General features: G+C 62.1%; 17 protein-coding genes and 1 other RNA gene. 10 read left to right on the top strand and 8 right to left on the bottom strand.

Annotation, left to right across the window (positions count from 1 at the left end; all coding sequences use genetic code 11):
* Positions 1–35 precede the first annotated feature (35 nt).
* Positions 36–3,527, top strand: coding sequence for a hypothetical protein (locus AC1MEM_RS21655; protein ID WP_499474068.1), 3,492 nt, complete (start codon positions 36–38; stop codon positions 3,525–3,527).
* A gap of 698 nt (positions 3,528–4,225) precedes the next feature.
* Here AC1MEM_RS21655 and AC1MEM_RS21650 read toward each other — a convergent pair.
* From AC1MEM_RS21650 to ssrA, 4 genes are all read right to left on the bottom strand, one after another.
* Positions 4,226–4,444, bottom strand: a complete 219-nt coding sequence (locus AC1MEM_RS21650) for a DUF4224 domain-containing protein (protein ID WP_499474066.1) — start codon at positions 4,442–4,444, stop codon at positions 4,226–4,228.
* A 101-nt stretch (positions 4,445–4,545) separates the two neighbouring features.
* Entirely contained in the window at positions 4,546–4,851 is a 306-nt protein-coding gene (locus tag AC1MEM_RS21645; protein ID WP_499474064.1) for an STAS-like domain-containing protein, read from the bottom strand.
* The gene (locus tag AC1MEM_RS21640; protein WP_499474062.1) at positions 4,832–5,695 is read right to left on the bottom strand and encodes an ATP-binding protein; all 864 of its coding nucleotides are present in this window, start codon (positions 5,693–5,695) and stop codon (positions 4,832–4,834) included. Before AC1MEM_RS21640 ends, AC1MEM_RS21645 begins: the two co-directional genes overlap by 20 nt.
* Before the next feature lie 196 nt (positions 5,696–5,891).
* Positions 5,892–6,250, bottom strand: a transfer-messenger RNA (tmRNA) gene (gene ssrA, locus AC1MEM_RS21635).
* 343 nt (positions 6,251–6,593) lie between these two features.
* Here ssrA and AC1MEM_RS21630 point away from each other — a divergent pair.
* Positions 6,594–7,268, top strand: coding sequence for a class I SAM-dependent methyltransferase (locus AC1MEM_RS21630; protein ID WP_499474060.1), 675 nt, complete (start codon positions 6,594–6,596; stop codon positions 7,266–7,268).
* A gap of 36 nt (positions 7,269–7,304) precedes the next feature.
* Here the strand turns inward: AC1MEM_RS21630 and AC1MEM_RS21625 are convergent, their stop codons facing one another.
* From AC1MEM_RS21625 to ompA, 4 genes are all read right to left on the bottom strand, one after another.
* Positions 7,305–7,946 (bottom strand): glycine zipper 2TM domain-containing protein, encoded by a 642-nt coding sequence (locus AC1MEM_RS21625; RefSeq protein WP_499474058.1) that lies wholly within the window; start codon positions 7,944–7,946, stop codon positions 7,305–7,307.
* 128 nt (positions 7,947–8,074) lie between these two features.
* Complete coding sequence (locus tag AC1MEM_RS21620) at positions 8,075–8,764, bottom strand: HAD family hydrolase (protein WP_499474056.1); 690 nt, start codon at positions 8,762–8,764, stop codon at positions 8,075–8,077.
* Positions 8,765–8,793: 29 nt separating this feature from the next.
* A complete protein-coding gene (ubiG, locus tag AC1MEM_RS21615) occupies positions 8,794–9,495 on the bottom strand; it encodes a bifunctional 2-polyprenyl-6-hydroxyphenol methylase/3-demethylubiquinol 3-O-methyltransferase UbiG (RefSeq protein WP_499474054.1) in 702 nt (233 codons plus the stop codon).
* A 112-nt stretch (positions 9,496–9,607) separates the two neighbouring features.
* Positions 9,608–10,321, bottom strand: coding sequence for an outer membrane protein OmpA (gene ompA, locus AC1MEM_RS21610; RefSeq protein ID WP_499474052.1), 714 nt, complete (start codon positions 10,319–10,321; stop codon positions 9,608–9,610).
* A 399-nt stretch (positions 10,322–10,720) separates the two neighbouring features.
* On the opposite strand from ompA, the gene gyrA reads away from it, so the two are divergent.
* The 8 genes from gyrA (at position 10,721) to rpsA (ending at position 21,760) form a co-directional block, all read left to right on the top strand.
* Complete coding sequence (gene gyrA / locus AC1MEM_RS21605) at positions 10,721–13,339, top strand: DNA gyrase subunit A (protein WP_499474050.1); 2,619 nt, start codon at positions 10,721–10,723, stop codon at positions 13,337–13,339.
* A gap of 73 nt (positions 13,340–13,412) precedes the next feature.
* Positions 13,413–14,501 (top strand): 3-phosphoserine/phosphohydroxythreonine transaminase, encoded by a 1,089-nt coding sequence (gene serC, locus AC1MEM_RS21600; protein ID WP_499474048.1) that lies wholly within the window; start codon positions 13,413–13,415, stop codon positions 14,499–14,501.
* Between the two features lie 268 nt (positions 14,502–14,769).
* Entirely contained in the window at positions 14,770–15,840 is a 1,071-nt protein-coding gene (pheA, locus tag AC1MEM_RS21595) for a prephenate dehydratase (protein ID WP_499474046.1), read from the top strand.
* 20 nt (positions 15,841–15,860) lie between these two features.
* A complete protein-coding gene (gene hisC / locus AC1MEM_RS21590) occupies positions 15,861–16,976 on the top strand; it encodes a histidinol-phosphate transaminase (protein ID WP_499474044.1) in 1,116 nt (371 codons plus the stop codon).
* Entirely contained in the window at positions 16,977–17,882 is a 906-nt protein-coding gene (locus AC1MEM_RS21585; RefSeq protein WP_499474042.1) for a prephenate dehydrogenase, read from the top strand. It begins immediately after the preceding gene.
* Positions 17,879–19,222 (top strand): 3-phosphoshikimate 1-carboxyvinyltransferase, encoded by a 1,344-nt coding sequence (gene aroA, locus AC1MEM_RS21580; protein ID WP_499474040.1) that lies wholly within the window; start codon positions 17,879–17,881, stop codon positions 19,220–19,222. Before AC1MEM_RS21585 ends, aroA begins: the two co-directional genes overlap by 4 nt.
* A 43-nt stretch (positions 19,223–19,265) precedes the next feature.
* Positions 19,266–19,928, top strand: coding sequence for a (d)CMP kinase (cmk, locus tag AC1MEM_RS21575; RefSeq protein WP_499474038.1), 663 nt, complete (start codon positions 19,266–19,268; stop codon positions 19,926–19,928).
* A gap of 149 nt (positions 19,929–20,077) precedes the next feature.
* The gene (gene rpsA / locus AC1MEM_RS21570) at positions 20,078–21,760 is read left to right on the top strand and encodes a 30S ribosomal protein S1 (RefSeq protein ID WP_499474036.1); all 1,683 of its coding nucleotides are present in this window, start codon (positions 20,078–20,080) and stop codon (positions 21,758–21,760) included.
* The last annotated feature ends 19 nt before the right edge of the window (positions 21,761–21,779 follow it).

Raw genomic sequence — 21,779 nt, 5'->3', positions numbered from 1 at the left:
CGGAGACCGAGCCGCGCATTAAAAGCCTCACCGAAATGAGTGATGCGGACAAGGACGGGATTGCTCGTGCGCAGAAGGCCCTTGAGGCGCACCGGAATAGCTCCACCAAGCCGGCCGCTCCATATGACCATCAGTTCCACCCTTGGCGCATGGAAGAGCAGCGGCTTGTAATCGAGTACGAAACCGCACTCAAACGCGTGGGTGATGCGCAGGAAGCGGTCGCACGGGGTGCAAAGAATACCCGTGATGCAGACATCAAGGAGTGGTACGGAAAGCACGGCACTGCTGCGCAAAGGATGGCTGCCGAACTGGATGAGCTGAAGAAGAGATTCGGCACAATTCCGGAGGAGATGCGCAAGCTGGTAGAGGCAAAATACGCCGACAAGGGCGCGGCCTCGGCGGTCAAGCAGGAGGCTACTGCATACGACACGCTGATCACGTCGATCCGCGAAAAGATTGCCGCGAACAAGCTCGAGGCGGCAGGCTATTCGACGATGACCGATGCCCAGAAGATGACCGTCCAGCTTGACGCGGCCATCGAAACGGGCAAGAACAAGCTGTCGAAGGAACACATCGCCACGGCCCGCGCCTTGATCGCTCAGGTCGAGGCCGAGGACGCTGCGCTGAAGTCGGCTGCCAACGTGAAGAAGGCGGTGCAGGACCTGACCGACGATCGCAATGGCGCCTTCGCCGCCGCCATGGCCGAAGCACAGGCCAACGAGGAACTGGTGGCCACCTACGGCATGACGAAGACCCAGATCGAGCAGTTGACCTTGGCGCGTCTCGAAGACCGCCTGGCGCAGCGCGCGACGCTGGATCTGGACGAGAAGGAGGTGGCCCAGATCACGCGAATGATCGAGGCAAAGCGTCGAAATGCCACGGCTGTTGGCACGCTCGATATGCTTGAGCGCGGGACCGACGTCACCAAGGCCAAGGAACTGCTGGACATCATGACGTCCGTGGACGACATCGCCAGGTCGGCAGCATCCGGCATGACGGAATCGTTCGGCCGCGTCGGCTCCGCGATCGGCAGCCTTACCACCGCGCTGACTGGCCTAGGAAAAACCCAGGCGGCAATCGCGGCCCAGCTTGCAGCAGCAACGAAGGCCGCCGGCGGCGACCAGGTCAAGATCGCTGCGGCGACCACCTCGGCGGCGCGCGAGACCGCACAGGCCCAGATCCGTTCGTACGGCGACATGGCCGGGGCCGCGAAACGCTTCTTCGACGAACACTCCCGTGGCTACCAGGCGATGGAAGCTGCGGAAAAAACCTTCCGCGCGTTCGAAATCGCCCTGGCCATCAAAACCATGTTCGAGAAGAGCGGGATCCTGCAGGCCTTCACCGCGATTTTCGTGACCAGTAAGGCGACCGAGACGGCGGCTACCGTGGCCAGTGTGGCGCCGGATGTCGCGGCGTCGATGGTCAAAGGTCAGGCAGCGGCAGTTGCGGGCGTGGCCGGGCAGGCCCAAGGCGATCCATACAGTGCCTGGGCGCGCATGGCGGCCATGGCTGCGGTCATGGCAGCGCTGGGCTTCGCGGTCTCAGGTGCGGGTGGACGAAAGGACACCACCGCGGTCGACCGGCAGAAGGCAACCGGTACCGGCTCAGTGTTGGGCGATGTCGACGCAAAGTCGGAATCGATCGCGAAGGCAATCGAACTGTCGGCCGCGAACTCCAACATCGACCTGAACTACACGGCCGGCATGCTGCGGTCGCTGCGGGCGATCGAAAGCTCGCTTTCTGGCCTTGGCGGCATTTTGGCCCAGAACGGTGTGAGTGGTGCAGCGCCAGGGTCTGATATGAGCGGCCCCAACAGCATCGGGCGTCTCCTCAATGGTGGAGCCCTGGGTGCGCCGTTCATCACCGCATTGGACAAGATAACAGGGGGATGGATCAGCAAAACGACCGGGCAAATCGCTAACGCTATTTACGGCGGCAAGGTTTCGACACTCGACGTTGGGGTCATGGCCGGCGCGGCAACCGTGGGCGGCGTGCGTTCGAACGGACTGCAGGCATCGAACTACGCCGACACGAAAACCGACGGCGGCTGGTTCCATAGCGACAAATACCGCACCGCAACGGAGGCCCTCGGCGCTGAGTCGAACGCGCAGTTCACGCTCATCGTAAAGAACATGGCTGACGCTGTAGGCGAGGCCGGCAAGCTGTTGGGCATAGGCGGCTACGCCTTCGCTGAGCGTCTGAATGGCTTCGTGGTAGATATCGGCAAGATCAGCACCAAGGGTCTAAATGCGGAAGAGATCCAGAAGCAGCTGGAGGCGGCGTTCTCGAAGGTCGGCGACGACATGGCGCGCTGGGCCGTCGGTGGCCTGACGCAGTTCCAGAAGGTTGGCGAGGGCGCGCTGGAAACGCTGGTGCGCATCGCTTCGAACTATGCCAACGTCGACGCGGTGCTGGCCAGCGTGGGCAAGACCTTCGGCGCGACTGGCTTGTCCAGCATCGCCGCGCGCGAGAGCCTAGTCGAACTTGCCGGCGGCATCGACGAGCTGGCCAGCAAGACGGCCGGCTTTGCCGAGAACTTCCTGAGCGAGGCCGAGCGCCTGGCGCCGGTGCAGAAGTATGTGGTCGACCAGCTGGCATCGATGGGCCTGGCCAACCTGCGGTCGCGGGACGCGTTCAAGCAGTATGTCCTGGAGCTGGATCTGACCAGCGAGGCGCAGCGTCAGCAGTATGTCGCGCTGATGGATTTGCAGGATGCCTTCGCCAAAGTCTATCCCGAGATCGAGGCGGCAACGTCGTCGCTCGCCGATGCGAAGTCGGCATTGGCCGAAGCGTACAACGCGGAAGTCGACGCCATCGGCGCCACGATCGACCGCATGGGTTCATTCGCTTCCACCTTGCGCAACCTGCGTGACAGCGCGCTGCTGGGCAACCTGTCGCCGCTGTCGCCGCAAGAGAAGTATGCGGAGGCGAAAGCGCAGTACCAAGCGGTGCTGGCGGCCGCGCGCGGCGGCGATGAGGGCGCCCAGTCGAACTACCAAGGTGCGTTCACCTCGTTCCTCGAGGCGTCGCGCACGGTATTCGCCAGCAGCGGCCAGTACCAGGTGGACTTCGCCATGGCGCAGGCTGCCACGGAAGAGGCCGCGCGATGGGCTGAGCTTGAGGCCGATGTGGGCCGGGCCCAGCTGGACGTGCTAAAGCTTCAGGTCTCCGGAATCATCGAGATCAACAAGTCGGTGCTCTCGGTGCGTGATGCGCTGCTCCAGTACCAGGCTGCGATGGGCGGGAACACCATGCCGCTGACCGGGTATGCGCCGCCGGCTGCTGGCCCGATCCCGTACGCTTCGTACGGCGCCGCAAACACCACGGCGCTTGTCGCGGAGATCAAGTCGCTGAACAGCCGGCTCGAAACCCAGACGCAGGTGATCGAGGGCCTGCGCGCCGACCAGCGCCAGCAGACCGGCGATGTCATCCAGGCGCAGTACGGCTCGGCGGACGAATCGGCAAGGCGCATCAGCGGTAGTGTCAAAGCGGCGGCCTACAGCGAAGCGAGGGTCTATCCTGAGTGAGTAGGCCCGGCCTGCAGATGGCGCAGGTCGGGTATTCCATAGAGCGATGCATCCAAATCTGGATGCATCCTTCTCTCCTCAACTTGAGGAATGCTGTGTAATCAATGAGTTAGCGATGGGGTGCAAAAGCTGCACCCATCTCTAATTAGATGCGCGCAAATCTGCTCACATCTTCCTAGACTCCCTCAACCTGAGGAAGTGCGGAAACCTGCTTAATTTTTAAGCAAAACCCCCCGCCGGCCTGCAAAGTGTAGAAGCGGTGGCCGGCGGACACCACCATGTCTCCCACGCGCAGAAAAAATCCCCCTTTGGAGATTTTGTTAAAGCCTTTAACAGGCGTGACCTACCTGCGGATCGCCGGTTTTGGCTGTGTTCTCCTATGTGGGAAGCGGTGCCTGGTGCCCAGTTCGATGACGCGGACCTGTTAAAGGCTTTAACACGCCGGCGCCGGTGCCTTTAACACCTGGCATTTGAATTCCATTTGAAATGAGGGGACTTTTTTGCGCGTGAGAGACATGGTGGTGTCCGCCGGCCGCGACCTCCTCGACTTTGCAGGGCCGCCGGGGGGGGCGGTCTGAAGTGGCCGGCTCGGGGCGTCAGGGACCGTCAGGTTCCATCCGCGTGCGCACCCGCGAATTGAGAATTTTTTTCCGGCCGCTGTTCGCCGGGGAACCAGGGATCCGTCGTGTCCTCGCCTGTTATCGATTCTTCACCGCGTTCGACTTCCACTTCACTTTCTTCTCCACCGTTTTCACATCCCCGCGACCCTCTATCACCGCCCTGGCGACGACCGGCCTACCTACCGCGTTCACCCAGAACGGGATGCCCATGTTGCGCAGCTGTTCGATCTGAAGGCTTTTGATCTTGCGCGCCGTAAGGGTTTCGATCTCATCCTTGGTAAGGAACATTTCAGGCATGGCATCTCCTGCTTGTAGAGGAAACCCTTAGGCCAAAAACGAACGAGCGCCGAGACCGTGCATCGGCCGCGGCGCCCGCGAGGCGTCTACTTTTGTTTGGTTTAACTGCTGCGAGCAGTGCCGCATCTGGAAAGAATAACGTGCTTGACCAGAGGGCGGACGGCCTCGCTGACATTGGTGAGGCGCACCCGGCTCTTAAAGTCGGCTAGCCCTATCGATGCCGCGAGTTGACCAATGCACTCGTCTGCAAACGAGGGCGTCAGACTCTTGTTATGAAAATCAATTTCAATTGACTCATGTTCTTCCAGAAAGTTTAGGAGCTCTTGACGCGCCTTAGCTCCGACAGGGCGTGTTGTCAGCTCACTTGCTACATCATCAATATCGATGCTAAAAGTCGAAGTCATCATCTGTCATTCCTTCCGGAAGTGGGAAGCTTTTGTACACCGCACCGAGGTCCATCGGTCGGTCTAGATCCCACTCAATTACAAGTAAGGTACCATTCCAGCGCCATTTGCTGGTTGTTTTGTGGCTAGCGGTTTGCGATAAGTAAAACGCTTCATTGCCTGACCGAACATACAGAACTCCTTGGCATCGCTCAATCAACCTCCTCGCGACCGCCAGGCCGTAACCGTTGTGCCCCCGACCAGGCTTGCTTGTTATACCGTATTCAGTTGCCATCTCGCAACTGTTTTCATACTTAAGTCTGTTGAGCAACAACGGGTTTTCCATCAGTGAGCCGCGAATGCCAATCCCTGAATCTGCCAAGACAATCTGTGCCTTCCTCCCGCCGCCCCACACTTGAGCACAGGTGATCCCAAACAGGCCATCATTGACAGCAGAGTGAGCAAAGCAGTTCCCAATCAGTTCTCTCAGCATCGTCTGAACTGCATCCAGAGTCGGTGCGTCCAAGCACACTTGGTGAAAAAGCTTCACCAGCGCTTCGGCGGCCGGCTCGATCGATCGCTCATCCTGCAGTAACGTTACGGGATGATACCGGCCGCCGGGATTGCGTTCGAAATGCCCGAACGGAGAGTTGATGCCGAGCGCGCCCCACAAGTCCATCGTGTGCGCATACGGAGCAATTTTTTCTGGAAGATTAAGTTGTGCGACTGGATTGCGCCGGAGGGCGTGGGCAAGCGTAGCCAGGTGGAAGGGCTTAACGAACTTTGGGCCTCGGCAACGATGCTGAGTGCGCAGAATTTCAAGCTCTTCGAGCCAGTTCTCGATCTCGCCTGCTTTAACAAAGTCCATTAGGTACCTTTCGGAGGGCAATAAAAAACCCAGCCTGAGCTGGGTTTCCGCGTGTCGCCTGCGTGTCATTTGGGTGTCATTCTGCCGACAATCAAAGACCACAAGAGACAACCTAATACTACTGAACACCTACCGAAAAACCTTGTCGTTTCAATGGCTTACATGGTCTTTCGTGGTGCTTCATTACAATGTGCATTGGTGGAGGCGGCGGGAATCGAACCCGCGTCCGCAAGCACTCTACAGACAGTTCTACATACTTAGCACTGTCATTTAATTTAACCAGTACAACGGGGACGTGCACCCTTTGTACCAGCGAGTTACCTTAAATTTCGGAAGCAACCAAGTAACCCGGTTGAGTCCTAGCCTCTGTAAATGACTCTACTTGCCTTTCGGCCCACCCCAGAGGCGAGGTAGTGTAGAGCTAGCAGCAATTAAGCTGCGAGTGCGTACGAGTTATCGTTTGCAGTTATTGATTTCTGGATGTATTTACGAGGTAACCAGTCCTCGGTATGCCCTGCACTGCTTTGCAACCCACGTCGAAACCAGGTCGCCCCCAACGAAACTCCATTGTACTCCAATCGGAACGGCCTGGCACGCAACTGCGCTGAATCAAAGTGGTTAGCTAGCAGATCAAACATCTTTACTTCTTGCCAACGATGTCATAGTCTTTGGCGTGGACTTTCCCAAAGAAAATTTTTCTGAGGTGAAGAGGATGGCGTGCATCGTGTGCGGGAATTCCCAAACTGCTGGACTGGCTGCCTGGCACGCACGCTGTCCGGCGTGTTCCTACGAAAGCGCGGCCCTGGAAGTGGCCATCAACGATGCGCACGCCTGCCAGCAAGTCAATGAAGAGGAACGCGAAGCCGCTCTCAAGGCATTGCGGCTCGAGAATTTCAAGGTGATCGTCGATCTCGCGGAGCGTTTTGCGCCGGCGGGCGGAGGCTCGCTGCTCGACGTGGGGAGCGCCCACGGCTGGTTTCTCGAGACGGCGCGGGATCGCTTCAAGGTGCTCGGCATCGAGCCGGACGCGGTGGTCGGGGCGCTGGCGACAGCGCGCGGACTGCCGGTGCGGCCAGGCTTTTTTCCGGAGGCGCTGCATGAGGATGAGCGTTTCGATGTCATCGTCTTCAACGACGTCATCGAACATATCCCGGACATCCATGCCGCACTGAGCGCTTGCGAGGAGCGGCTGCAGCTAGGGGGAATCCTGATCCTGAACCTGCCGAACAGCCGGGGCTTCTTCTATCGCTTGTCGAAACTCATGGCCCGGGCGGGGCTGCGCACGCCGTTCGACCGGCTCTGGCAGAAGGGCCTGCCGTCGCCGCATGTCCATTATTTCGATCCGCATAACCTGTCCAGGCTGGTCGGCACGCACCGCTTCGAACAGGTGTACGGCACCCAATTGCCGTCACTGAGCGCGAATGGCTTGCTGGAACGCCTGCGTTACGTCGGCAAGATGTCGCCGGTCGCGCTGTACACGCAGTACGCCGCGATCCGCTGCGCCATTCCCTTCCTGCGTTTTTTCCCGAGCGACATTATCGTCGGCATCTTCCGTAAAAAAACCGCAGCCTGAGACAGCGCTGCGGTTTCGGGTGGCGTCGATGGCCGCTTACTGGCTGTTGCGCTTGGCGACTTCGTTGCCGACGAAGCCGCCGCCGATGATGCCGGCCAGCGTTGCCAGTTTCTTGCCGTTGCCGCCGCCGACCTGGTTGCCGATCAGGCCGCCGATGACGGCCCCGGTGCCGATGCCGACATAGTGTGGCTGCGCAGGCGCCGGGGCAGCCTGGTAGGCCGGCTGCTCGTAGTGGTTGACCGGGCGTGCCGGACGGTGTTCGACGACGCGATGCTCGACGATACGTTCCACGACGCGCGGCTTCTGCACGACAACCTGCTTCACCACCGGCGCTGGTTCCTGCCTGACGATCACGGCCGGCGCGTTGGGGGCCTGCACGTAAGTCGTGGTACCGGGCGCGGCGCTGATGACCATCGGTGCCGCGGCAGGAGCGGGGTACTGGGCAACTGCGGCAGGAGCGGGGTACTGTGCAGCCGCAGCGGTTTGATACTGGCCCGCAGCCTGTGGCGCGGCGAGCGGCATGCCGGCATTGGGCGTCATGACGGCTTGCGGCTCCGGAGCGCTACGGGACGAAGGCAGCATGCCGCTGATGGCGGCGGCGCCGGTCAGGCTGACGATGATCACCGACACGGCTGCGGTGGCCATCAAAGGATGAATGCGGGTGGCGGTGGTGTTCATGGTCTGCTCCATCTGTTGTTGCGTTGTCGATGGATGCAGATTACGGCTCACAACAGTTACACGGTAGACAGAAACCCGTTTCAGTCGTTAACGAATGTAACAGCGAGATGTAACTGCAAGACGGTGGTTCACACCCGTGCGATGGCGACGCTGCGCAGCAGCTCCAGCAAGTCGAGCGGCGTGGCGCAGAGGAAGTCGGCGCCCCAGCGCGATGGCTCGATCGCGCCGCAATAGCCCCAGGCGCAAGCGACGGTCGGCATGCCGGCCGCACGGCCCGCTTCGATGTCGCGCAGGTCGTCGCCGACATACCAGCAATCGCGCGGAGAAATGTCCAGCCGGCGCGCGCCTTCCAGCAGCGGTTCCGGGTGCGGCTTGGCGTGCGGCGTGGTGTCGCCCGAGACGATGCAGCGCGCGTGCGCCAGGCCGATCTGCGGAATCAGCGGATCGGTGAAGCGGGCCGGCTTGTTGGTGACGACGCCCCAGGCCATGCCGGCCTCTTCGATGCCCTGCAGGAGTGCATCGATGCCCTCGAACAGCCCGCTCTCGACGGCCATGTTCGACTGGTAGCGGTCGAACCACTGGAGGCGCAATTCTTCGTAGCCGTCGTCGCCCGGCGCCAGGCCGAAGGCGGCGCCGATCATGCCGCGCGCGCCGGCCGAGGCGGTCGGGCGCAGCACGCTGTAGGGCGTGGGCGCGAGGCCGCGCTCGGTACGCAGCCAGTTGACGGCGGCGGCGAGGTCGGGCGCGGTATCGGCCAGCGTGCCGTCGAGGTCGAACAGGACGGCACGCGGTGCCGTGGTCAAAGCAGGGGAGGTCATCGAATCGAAAGCGTCAAAAAGGGGCTTGGTCAGACAGGCTTGGTACAGGCCACCATGTAGTTCACATCGGTGTCGTTGTTGAGCGAGTAGATCTTGGTCAGCGGGTTGTAGGTCAGGCCCTTCATGCCTTCGACCTGCAGGCCAGCGGTGCGCATGTATTGCGACAGTTCGGCCGGCGTGATGAATTTGCCGTAGTCGTGGGTGCCGCGCGGCAGCATGCGCAGCACGTACTCGGCGCCGACCACGGCCAGCATGTAGGCCTTCATGTTGCGGTTGATGGTCGAGAAGAACAGGTGGCCGCCCGGTTTTACCAGGGCTGCGGCCGCGCGCACGATCGAAGCAGGGTCCGGCACGTGTTCGAGCATCTCCATGCAGGTGACGACGTCGAACTGGCCCGGTTCTTCAGCCGCCATGTCTTCGGCGGCAATCAGCTTGTAACGGACGTCGACGCCCGACTCCAGTCCGTGCAGGTCGGCGACCTTCAGGGCCTTCTTCGACAGGTCGATGCCGGTGACTTTGGCGCCCTTGCGCGCCATCGATTCGGACAGCACGCCGCCGCCGCAGCCGATGTCGATCACGTTCTTGCCGGCTAATGGCGCGCGGGCGTTGATCCACTCCAGGCGCAATGGGTTGATTTCGTGCAGCGGGCGGAACTCGGAGGTGGGGTCCCACCAGCGATGGGCCAGCTCGCTGAATTTATTGATTTCGATTGGGTCGGCGTTCGTAGTCATAGGTCGGAATAATAGCGGGAAATATTGGGCTGCGACGGACAAAAGAGGGCGCCCGCGCGTAGGGACGAAAAAAAACCCCGCCGCAGCGGGGTTCTTCGACCCTCACACCAGATTACTGCTGGCGGGTACGGGTACCGACGACTTCGATCTCGACGCGGCGGTTTTTCGCGCGGCCAGCCGAGCTCTTGTTGTCAGCAACCGGCTGCTTCTCGCCCTTGCCTTCGGTGTAGACGCGGTTGGCGTCGATGCCTTTGGTCTGCAGGTAAGCCTTGACCGATTCGGCGCGGCGGATCGACAGCTTCTGGTTGTAGGCATCGGTGCCGATCGAGTCGGTGTGGCCGACGGCGATGATGACTTCCAGGTTCATGTCGCCCAGCTTCGAGGTCAGCTCGTCGAGCGACTTCTTGCCTTCTGGCTTCAGGACGGCCTTGTCGAAATCGAAGAAGGCGTCAGCCGAGTAGCTCACCTTTTCCGAGGTCGGGACCGGAGCTGCCGCAGGGGCCGGGGCCGGAGCAGGCGCTGGTGCGGCTTCGACCGGTGGTGGCGGTGGGGCCACGCACTTGCCGTTTTCGAGCTTTTCAGGCGGTACGCACAGTGGCGCGTCGCAGCCAGGGACCGCATCGGCCGGGGTCCAGTAGCCGGTACGCCAGCACAGGCCGAAAGGATCGCGCGCGATCACGCCGCGGCTGTCCTGGACGTACGCGCTGTACGGCTTGTTCGCCTGGATGTCGGTGGTCAGCGGAGCATACGGAGGTGCGCTCTGTGCGAACGCACTGCCAGCCATCGCTGCCGAAGCCGCGAGCATGAGGGTTGCAATCTTTTTCATATTTTTTGATCCTTTCGGGTTTTAAATCTTATCGCTGCGAAACTTTAACCATTCACGACAACGTAGGCAGAATAATAACACCATTTGCCGCCGTGTTCGTTTCGCATTGTGAAACAAGCAATTAACTTCTGGACCATTTTGCCACATTCGCCATAGTCGTACGATCTGCGCCTGCTCAATCGTGGTGCATGGAATTTGCCGTGTTGTTTCTGCGCAACAATCCTACGGTAGAGCACGCTATCTTGACGAATGTTTATGACCTGCATGTGTCAACTCAATAAACAGGCAGAAAATCAGGGGATGTTGCCGTGTCGGCAAATGTCGCCCGCTGTATAGGTGCATGGTAGAATCATCCGTTGGAACTCATAACCATTAGCCTGAAAGCAGTCGACCCGCCCAATGGATCAATTCGCAAAAGAAACAGTCCCCATTTCCCTCGAAGAAGAGATGCGCAAGAGCTATCTCGATTACGCCATGAGCGTGATCGTGGGCCGTGCGCTGCCGGATGTGCGCGATGGCCTGAAACCGGTGCACCGCCGCGTCCTGTTCTCGATGCACGAGAGTAACTACAACTACAACCGTCCGTACGTCAAGTGCGCGCGCGTGGTCGGCGACACCATGGGTAAGTACCACCCGCACGGCGACTCGTCGATCTACGACACGCTGGTCCGGATGGCCCAGGATTTCTCGCTGCGCTACACGCTCGTCGACGGCCAGGGCAATTTCGGCTCGATCGACGGCGACAGCGCCGCGGCAATGCGTTATACCGAGTGCCGCCTCGACAAGATCGCCAGCGAATTGCTGGCCGATATCGACAAGGACACGGTCGACTTCCAGCCGAACTATGACGGCAAGGAAAAAGAGCCGACCGTCCTGCCGACCAAGATCCCGAACCTGCTGATCAACGGCTCGTCCGGCATCGCGGTCGGCATGGCGACCAACATCCCGCCGCACAACCTGTCGGAAGTCATCAACGGCGCCCAGCACCTGCTGCGCAACCCGGACTGCACGATCGACGAGCTGATCGAACTGATCCCGGCGCCGGACTTCCCGACCGCCGGCATCATCTATGGCGTCTCGGGCGTGCGCGACGGCTATCGCACCGGCCGTGGCCGCGTCGTGATGCGCGCCAAGACCCACTTCGAAGAGTATGGCAAGGATGGCGGCCGCATCGCGATCATCATCGACGAGCTGCCGTACCAGGTAAATAAAAAGTCGCTGCTCGAGCGTATCGCCGAGAACGTGCGCGACAAGAAGCTGGAAGGCATCAGCGACATCCGCGACGAGTCCGACAAGTCGGGCATGCGCGTGGTTATCGAACTGAAGCGTGGCGAAGTGCCGGAAGTGGTGTTGAACAACCTGTACAAGCAGACGCAATTGCAGGACACCTTCGGCATGAACATGGTCGCGCTGGTCAACGGCCAGCCGAAGCTGCTGAACCTCAAGCAGATGCTCGAGTGCTTCCTGTCGCACCGCCGCGAAGTCGTCACGCGCCGTACCGTGTTCGAACTGCGCAAGGCGCGCGAGCGCGGCCACATGCTCGAAGGCCTGGCCGTCGCGCTGGCGAACATCGACGACTTCATCGCCATCATCAAGGCCGCGCCAACGCCGCCGGTCGCGAAGACGGAACTGATGCAGCGCGCCTGGGATTCGTCCCTGGTGCGCGAGATGCTGCTGCGTACCGCCGAAGGCAGCACCATCGGCGGCATCGAGGCCTTCCGCCCCGAGCACCTGCCGAAGCACTACGGCATGCAGCAGGACGGCCTGTACAAGCTGTCGGACGAGCAGGCCCAGGAAATCCTGCAGATGCGCCTGCAGCGCCTGACGGGACTGGAGCAGGACAAGATCGTCAACGAGTACAAGGAAGTGATGTCGCACATCGCCGACCTGCTCGACATCCTGTCGCGTCCGGAACGCGTGACGACCATCATCAGCGACGAGATGGTGCAGATCAAGAGCGACTACGCGGACAACGGCAAGGACACGCGCCGTTCGGCCATCGAGCACAACGCCAGCGACCTTGACACCGAAGACCTGATCACCCCGCAGGACATGGTCGTGACCCTGTCGCACACCGGCTACATGAAGTCGCAGCCGATCGCCGAATACCGCGCGCAAAAGCGCGGCGGCCGCGGCAAGCAGGCGATGGCGACGAAAGACGAAGACTGGATCGACCAGCTCTTCATCGCCAACACCCACGACTACATGCTGTGCTTCTCGAACCGCGGCCGCATGTACTGGCTGAAGGTGTGGGAAGTGCCGCAGGGTTCGCGCAATTCGCGCGGTAAGCCAATCGTCAACATGTTCCCGCTGCAGGACAACGAGAAGATCACGGTCATCCTGCCGCTGTCGGGCGAAAACCGCAGCTTCCCGGAAGACCATTACGTCTTCATGTCGACCTCGCTCGGCACCGTCAAGAAGACGCCGCTGAAGGACTTCAGCAATGTGCGCAAGGCCGGCATCATTGCGGTCGACCTGGACCCGGGCGACTTCCTGATCGGCGCCGCGCTGACCGACGGCCAGCACGACGTGATGCTGTTCTCGGACGGCGGCAAGGCGGTGCGCTTCGACGAGAACGACGTGCGTCCGATGGGCCGTCTGGCGCGCGGCGTGCGCGGCATGAACCTGGAAGACGGCCAGAGCGTGATCGCGCTGCTGGTGGCCGAGAACGAGCAGCAGTCGGTGCTGACGGCAACCGAGAACGGCTTCGGCAAGCGTACCCCGATCACGGAGTACACCCGCCACGGCCGCGGCACCAAGGGCATGATCGCGATCCAGCAGTCCGAGCGTAACGGTAAAGTGGTGGCCGCGACCCTGGTCGACGTCAGCGACGAGATCATGCTGATCACGACCGGCGGCGTGCTGATCCGCACCCGCGTGTCCGAGATCCGCGAGATGGGCCGTGCCACCCAGGGCGTGACCCTGATTGCGGTGGAAGACGGCACCAAGCTGTCCGGGCTGCAGCGCATCGTCGAGACCGACCTGGAAGAGGTCGAGCTCGAAGCGGCGCCGGAATAAGCCAATGAACGCCACTCCTTCGGGGTGGCGTTTTTTTTCGTACAATGGAACACTTCCGCTTTCCCTTCATCGCATGACCCAGGTATTCAACTTTTCAGCAGGACCCGCCGTCCTCCCCAAGGAGGTCCTGCAGCAGGCCGCCAGCGAGATGCTCGACTGGCACGGCAGCGGCATGTCGGTGATGGAGATGAGCCATCGCGGGCCGGAATTCATCTCGATTTATAAACAGGCCGAAGCCGACCTGCGCGAGCTGCTGGCGGTGCCGGCCAACTATAAAATCCTGTTCATGCAGGGCGGGGGGCTGGGCCAGAACGCCGTCATTCCCTTGAACCTGTTGAACCGTGTGCGCGCGCCGGCGACGATCGACTTCGTCCACACCGGTTCGTGGTCGGGCAAGTCGATCAAGGAAGCGGCACGCTATGCCAACGTCAACGTCGCTGCCTCGAGCCAGGCCGAGGGCTTCACCTGCGTGCCGCCGCAGGATGCGTGGAAGCTGACGGACGGCGCGGCCTACCTGCACGTCTGCACCAATGAAACCATCGACGGCGTCGAATACAATTTCGTGCCGCAGCCACTGGACGGCGTGCCGCTGGTGGCGGACATGTCCTCGCACATCCTGTCGCGCGTCATCGACGTGTCAAAATACGGCGTGATCTTCGCCGGCGCCCAGAAGAACATCGGGCCGGCCGGGCTGACGCTGGTGATCGTGCGCGAGGACCTGCTGGACTACGCGCTGCCGACCTGCCCGTCGGCCTTCCACTGGAAGAACGTGGCCGAGCACGAGTCGATGTTCAATACGCCGCCGACCTATGCGATCTATATCGCCGGCCTCGTGTTTGCCCACCTGAAAGCGCAGGGTGGCGTGGCGGCGATGGAAGCGCGTAATATCGAGAAGGCGCGCCTGCTGTACGAGGCGCTGGACCGTGACGATTTTTATAGCAACCGCGTCGAGAAATCATGCCGCTCCCGCATGAATATCCCGTTCTATTTGCGCGACGAATCACTGAATGAACAATTCCTGGCCGGCGCGAAGGCGCGCGGGCTGCTGCAGCTGAAGGGCCACAAGTCCGTCGGGGGCATGCGGGCATCCATTTACAATGCGATGCCGATCGAAGGGGTGCAGGCCCTGGTCGATTATTTGAACGAGTTTGCGGGGCGGTAGAACCGTCCGCAGCGGTCGTGCACGAACCCGCGGCGGTTGTGCACCCATCGGTGTGATGTACCCGGATCGGTGGTGCACCGTAGGGTGGGCTCCCGAGCCCACGCGTTCGTGCCGGTGCATTCCACCATCGCGTCCGCGCACGCCACGACCGCGTGATCATGCTGGACGGGCGTCGCCGGATGAGCCGCAACCGATCGAACGGTGAACGCGTGGGCACAAGTGCCCACCCTACGTTTCGCAAATGCCAACAAAATTTAGCAAGCACAACATGACAGACAAACTCACCCCCCTGCGCCAACAGATCGATGCGATCGACGCCCAAATCCTCGACCTCCTGAGCCGCCGCGGCCGCATCGCCCAGGAAGTCGGCCACGTCAAAGCCGAAACCGACGCCCCCGTGTTCCGCCCCGAGCGCGAAGCGCAGGTGCTGCGCGGGGTCGCCGAGCGCAATCCCGGCCCCCTGAAAAACGGGGACGTGCAAACCATCTTCCGCGAAGTGATGTCCGCCTGCCGCGCGCTTGAGAAACGCGTCACCGTCGCCTACCTCGGCCCGGCCGGCACCTTCAGCGAGCAGGCCGTGTACCAGCATTTCGGCCACGCGGTGGAAGGCCTGCCCTGCGCCTCGATCGACGAAGTGTTCCGCGCGACGGAAGCCGGCACCGCCGACTTCGGCGTCGTCCCGGTCGAGAACTCGTCGGAAGGCGCGATCAACCGCACGCTCGACCTGATGCTGGCGACGACCACCGCGATCAGCGGCGAAGTCTCGATTCCCGTCCACCACAGCCTGATGACGAAGACCGGCAGCATGGACGGCGTCACCGTCGTCTGCGCTCATTCGCAGGCGTTGGCCCAGTGCCAGGTGTGGCTGAACCTGCACCACCCGAACGTCGCGCGCCGCGCCGTCGCATCGAATGCGGAAGCGGCCGTCATGGCGAGCCAGGACCCGACGGTGGCTGCGATCGCCAGCGAGATGGCCGGCGAACAGTATCAACTGGGCGTGGTGCAGGGCCACATCCAGGACGACCCGCACAACCGCACGCGCTTTGCCGTCATCGGCAGCCTGCAGACCAACCCGTCGGGCCGCGACCGCACCTCGCTGGTGCTGGCCGTGCCGAACATCGCCGGCGCCGTCTATAAACTGCTGGCGCCCCTGGCCACGCACGGCGTGTCGATGACGCGCTTCGAGTCGCGCCCGGCGCGCATCGGCACCTGGGAGTATTACTTCTATGTCGACGTCGAAGGCCACCGCCTCGACGCACCGGTCGCGCGCGCGCTCGACGAACTGCACACCAACGCCGCCTTTTTCAAGCTGCTGGGTTCCTACCCGGTCGGTCTCTAATTTTTAGTCGAGAAAACCCCATGTCGAAATTCGGTCCAGAATACGTCCGCGCCATCGCCCCTTACCAGGCCGGCAAACCCATCGCTGAAGTCGCCCGCGAGTTCGGCCTCGACGAAGCGAGCATCGTCAAACTCGCCTCCAACGAAAACCCGTTCGGCGTGCCCGAGTCGAGCAAGGCCGCGATGGCGCAAGCCGCCGCCGACCTGGGCCGCTACCCGGACGCCAACGGTTTTGAACTGAAGGCAGCGCTGGCCGCGCGCTACGACGTGCCGGCCGACTGGATCACGCTGGGCAACGGCAGCAACGACATCCTCGAAATCGCCGCCCACGCCTTCGTGCAAAAGGGCGAGTCGGTCGTGTTCGCGCAGTATTCGTTCGCCGTGTACGCGCTGGCCACGCAAGGCGTGGGTGGACGCGCGATCGTCGTCCCGGCCGTGAACTATGGCCACGACCTGCAGGCGATGGCGGCCGCGATCGAAGAAGACACGCGCCTGGTGTTCGTGGCGAACCCGAACAACCCGACCGGCACCTTTGTCAAAGCCGACGAGATCGAGGCTTTCCTGAAGCAGGTCCCGGGCAACGTCGTCGTCGTGCTCGACGAAGCCTATAACGAATACCTGGCGTCCGAACACCAGTTCGAGTCCGCCGACTGGGTGCGCAAGTACCCGAACCTGATCGTCTCGCGCACCTTCTCGAAGGCTTACGGCCTGGCCGGCCTGCGGGTGGGATTCGCCATCGCCCAGCCGGACGCCACCGACCTGATGAACCGCATCCGCCAGCCCTTCAACGTCAATTCGCTGGCCCAGGCGGCAGCGATCGCCGCGCTGAACGACAAGGAATTCCTGCAAAAGGGCGCCGAGAACAATGCGCAAGGCTACAAGCAGCTGACCGCCGCCTTCGATGAACTGGGCCTGGAATACGTGCCGTCGTTCGGCAACTTCGTGCTGGTACGCGTGGGCGACGACGACCAGGCCGGCGCGCGCGTCAACCTGGCCTTGCTGAAGCAGGGCGTGATCGTGCGTCCGGTCGGCGCCTACGGCTTGCCGCAGTGGCTGCGCATCTCGATCGGCCTGCCGCAGGAGAACGCGACCTTCATCGAGGCGCTGAAGAAGGCCTTCGCGAACGCGGGAGTTTAAATGCTGGGCAAGGTCGTCGTCGTCGGCGTCGGGCTGATCGGCGGGTCGTTCGCGCTGGCCCTGAAAAAGGCAGGCGCCGCGCGCCAGGTCGTCGGCATGGGACGTTCAAAAGAAGCACTGGGGCGCGCGCTGGAACTGGGCATCGTCGACAGCATCACCGACTCCGCTGAAGAAGCCATGGCCGGCGCGGACCTCGTGCTGCTGGCCGCACCGGTTGCGCAAACGGGGCCGATCCTGAGCTCATTGTTGCCCTACCTGGACATCGGCACCGTGATTACCGATGCCGGCAGCACCAAGTCCGATGTCGTCGCTGCCGCCAGGGCCGCGCTGGGCGACAAGGTCAAACAGTTCGTACCGGCGCACCCGATCGCCGGACGCGAATCGAATGGTCCGGATGCCGCGCTGGCCGAGCTCTACCAGGGCAAGAAAACCGTCATCACGCCGCTGCCGGAAAACGCAGCCGGCGACGTCGGCCTGGTCGTCGCCGCCTGGCGCCTGTGCGGGGCCATCATCCACACGCTCACGCCGGCGCAGCACGACCGCGTGTTCGCGGCGGTCAGCCACTTGCCGCACCTGCTCGCCTTTGCGCTGGTCGACGACATCGCCAGGAAGCCGCATGCCGACCAGCTGTTCCAGTACGCCGCCAGCGGCTTTCGCGACTTCACCCGGATTGCCGGCTCGTCTCCCGAAATGTGGCGCGACATCAGCCTGGCCAATCGCGATGCGCTGCTCACCGAGCTCGATGCATATCTGGCACAATTGACCGTATTGCGCGGGCACCTCGCCACCCACGACGGCGCCGGCCTGGAGCTCATCTACACGAATGCGCAGCGCGCCCGCCGCGCCTGGAGCGAGGCCATCGAAACGGCCGAGCCCGCGCCGCCAAAGAACCAGGAACCCGAATGACGCAGCAAAAACCGCAGTTGAAACACTATCCGCAGCACATCGACCTCGAGCCCGTGATGCATGTCGCGGGTACGGTGCGCCTGCCGGGCTCGAAAAGCATTTCGAACCGCACGCTCCTGCTCGCCGCCCTCAGCGAAGGCGACACCACGATCCACGACTTGCTGGCTTCCGACGACACGATGGTCATGCTGGGCGCGCTGCGCTCGCTCGGTGTCCAATGGGAAGAAATCGACGAGCGCACCATCAAAGTGCAAGGCAATGGCGGCGTGCTGCCGAACCCTGAAGCCGACCTGTTCATGGGCAATGCCGGCACCGCGATCCGTCCGCTGACCGCGGCGCTGGCCGTGATCGGCGGCGACTACACCCTCCACGGCGTCTCGCGCATGCACGAGCGTCCGATCGGCGACCTGGTCGACGCCTTGAACGAGATCGGCGCGCAAATCGAATACACCGGGGAACAAGGCTTTCCGCCGCTACGCATTCGCCGCGGCCACATCCATGCAAACCGCATGTCGGTGCGCGGCAATGTGTCGAGCCAGTTCCTCACCGCGCTATTGATGTCCGCGCCGCTGATGGCGCGCGGCCACGCGGTGACGATCGACGTCGTCGGCGAACTGATCTCGAAGCCCTATATCGAGATCACCCTGAACCTGATGCGCCGCTTCGGCGTGACGGTCGAGCAGAACGGCTGGGCTTCGTTCACGGTGCAGCCGGGGCAGAAGTACGTGTCGCCGGGCAGCATCCACGTCGAGGGCGACGCCTCCTCGGCCTCCTATTTCCTGGCGGCCGGCGCGATCGGCGGCGGGCCGGTGCGGGTAGAGGGAGTGGGGCAGGACAGCATCCAGGGCGACGTGCGCTTTGCCGACGCACTGGAACGCATGGGCGCGATCGTGACCCGCGGCGAGAACTGGATCGAAGCGCGCGGGAATGGCGTGCTGAAGGCGATCGACGCCGACTTCAACCATATTCCCGACGCCGCGATGACGATTGCGGTCGCCGCCCTGTATGCCGACGGCACCAGCACCTTGCGCAACATCGCCAGCTGGCGCGTGAAGGAAACCGACCGCCTCGCCGCAATGGCGACCGAGCTGCGCAAGGTCGGCGCGATCGTGGAAGAGGGCGCGGACTACATCCGCATCACCCCGCCCGAGGAGCTGCTGCCGGCCACCATCGACACCTATGACGACCACCGGATGGCGATGTGCTTCTCGCTGGCCGCGCTGGACGGCAAGGCGCGCCGCGGCAACGCCATGCGCATCAACGATCCGAAATGCGTCGCCAAGACCTTCCCCGACTACTTCGAAGCGTTCGCCAGCATCGCACGCAACGAATTGTTTTAACGGCGCGCCACAAGCGCACCCGTCCACCAAGAGCTAGAAAAAAATGCCCAATTCCCATATCCCCGTGATCACAATCGACGGCCCGACCGCCTCCGGCAAGGGGACGGTCGCGGCGCGCGTTGCCGACCGGCTCGGCTACCACCTGCTCGACTCGGGCGCGCTCTACCGCTTGACAGCGCTGTCCGCCATGCGCGCGGGCGTGGCGCTCGACAATGAACATGCGGTGGCCGAGCTCGCGCAGGCACTGCCGGCAAGCTTCACCAATGGCGGCATTTTCCTCGCCGGCGAAGAGGTGGGGGCGCTGATCCGGGCCGAGGATGTCGGCAACAATGCGTCGAAAATCGCCGCCTTCCCGAGCGTGCGCCAGGCCCTCTACGCCCTGCAACTGGGCTTTCGCAAGGCGCCCGGACTGGTGGCGGACGGGCGCGACATGGGCACCGTCATTTTCCCCAACGCACGCCTGAAAGTGTTTCTCACGGCCAGCGTCGAAGCGCGTGCGCAACGCCGATATAAGCAATTGATTGACAAAGGGTTTTCTGCTAATATGGACGGTCTGCTTGCCGATTTGCAGGCGCGCGACGACCGCGATACCCATCGCACCGTCGCCCCGCTGGTCGCGGCAGAAGGCGCGTACATCCTCGATACGTCGGACATGACGGTCGATGAAGCGGTGGAGCAAGTGCTTCACTGGCATACATTGTTGTGACTGCGTGCTGTAATTGTTTGGTGCCTGTGGTGGCGTATCGCCCCGCAGGTGTTGTTTTAACCTGACCCAGTTCAGAACCGCACTATCGCCGGTCCTGCTGGCTAACTCGTAAATAACCTATGTCTACTGCAACTACCCAAGATTCCGGTATGGAAAGCTTTGCCGCCCTGTTTGAAGAGTCGCTGTCGCGTCAAGACATGCGCTCGGGCGAAGTCATCTCCGCCGAAGTCGTGCGTCTGGATCACAACTTCGTGATCGTCAACGCCGGCCTGAAATCTGAAGCATTCATCCCAATCGAAGAATTCAAGAATGACCAGGGCGAACTGGAAGTCGCAGTTGGCGACTTCGTTTCCGTGGCCATCGAATCGCTGGAAAACGGTTTCGGCGATACCATCCTGTCGCGCGACAAGGCCAAGCGCCTGGCATCGTGGCTGGCTCTGGAAAAAGCAATGGAGTCGGGCGAGATCGTCACCGGCACCGTCAACGGTAAAGTCAAAGGCGGCCTGACCGTCCTGACCAACGGCATCCGCGCATTCCTGCCGGGTTCGCTGGTCGACACCCGTCCGGTCAAGGACACCACCCCGTTCGAAGGCAAGACCCTCGAATTCAAGGTCATCAAGCTCGACCGCAAGCGTAACAACGTCGTCCTGTCGCGCCGCGCCGTCATCGAAGCATCGATGGGCGAAGAGCGCCAGAAGCTGATGGAAACGCTGAAAGAAGGCACCGTGGTTACCGGCGTCGTCAAGAACATCACCGACTACGGCGCGTTCGTGGACCTGGGTGGCATCGACGGCCTGCTGCACATCACCGACCTGGCATGGCGTCGTGTGCGTCACCCGTCGGAAGTGCTGTCGGTTGGCCAGGAAATCACCGCCAAGGTCCTCAAGTACGATCAGGAAAAGAACCGCGTCTCGCTGGGTGTCAAGCAGCTGGGCGACGACCCATGGACCGGCCTGTCGCGTCGTTACCCACAGAGCACCCGCCTGTTCGGTAAAGTCACGAACCTCACCGACTACGGCGCGTTCGTCGAAGTCGAGCAGGGCATCGAAGGCCTGGTGCACGTGTCGGAGATGGACTGGACCAACAAGAACGTGGCCCCGAACAAAGTCGTGCAGCTGGGCGACGAAGTCGAAGTCATGGTCCTGGAAATCGACGAAGAGCGTCGCCGTATCTCGTTGGGCATGAAGCAGTGCAAAGCGAACCCATGGGACGACTTCGGCATGACCCACAAGAAGGGCGACAAAGTCCGTGGTTCGATCAAGTCGATCACCGACTTCGGCGTCTTCATCGGCCTGCCAGGCAACATCGATGGCCTGGTGCACCTGTCGGACCTGTCGTGGACCGAAGCCGGCGAAGAGGCAGTGCGCCGCTTCAAGAAGGGCGACGAGCTGGAAGCCGTCGTGCTGGCCATCGACGTCGAGCGCGAGCGTGTTTCGCTGGGCGTCAAGCAACTGGAAGGCGACCCGTTCAACAACTTCGCTTCGCTGAACGACAAGGGTTCCCTGGTCACCGGCACGGTCAAGTCGGTTGAGCCGAAAGGCGCCGTCATCGCGCTGAACGAAGAAGTCGAAGGCTACCTGCGCGCTTCGGAAATCGCCCGTGACCGCGTTGAAGATGCTGGCACCCACCTGAAGGTCGGCGACAAGGTCGAAGCCCTGGTCATCAACATCGATCGCAAGGCTCGCAGCATCCAGCTGTCGATCAAGGCGAAAGACAATGTCGATACCCAGGAAGCGATGACCAAGCTGTCGAACTCGAGCGACAGCAATGCCGCATCGGGCACGACCAGCCTGGGCGCGCTGCTGAAGGCCAAGTTCGATAACAAGGGCTAATTGCCCCTGCCTGAGGCGA

The sequence above is a fragment of the Telluria sp. AIW5 genome (assembly GCF_056680575.1).
The sequence above is the reverse complement of the archived record's forward strand: the minus strand, read 5'-3'. Positions and strand labels throughout refer to the sequence as shown.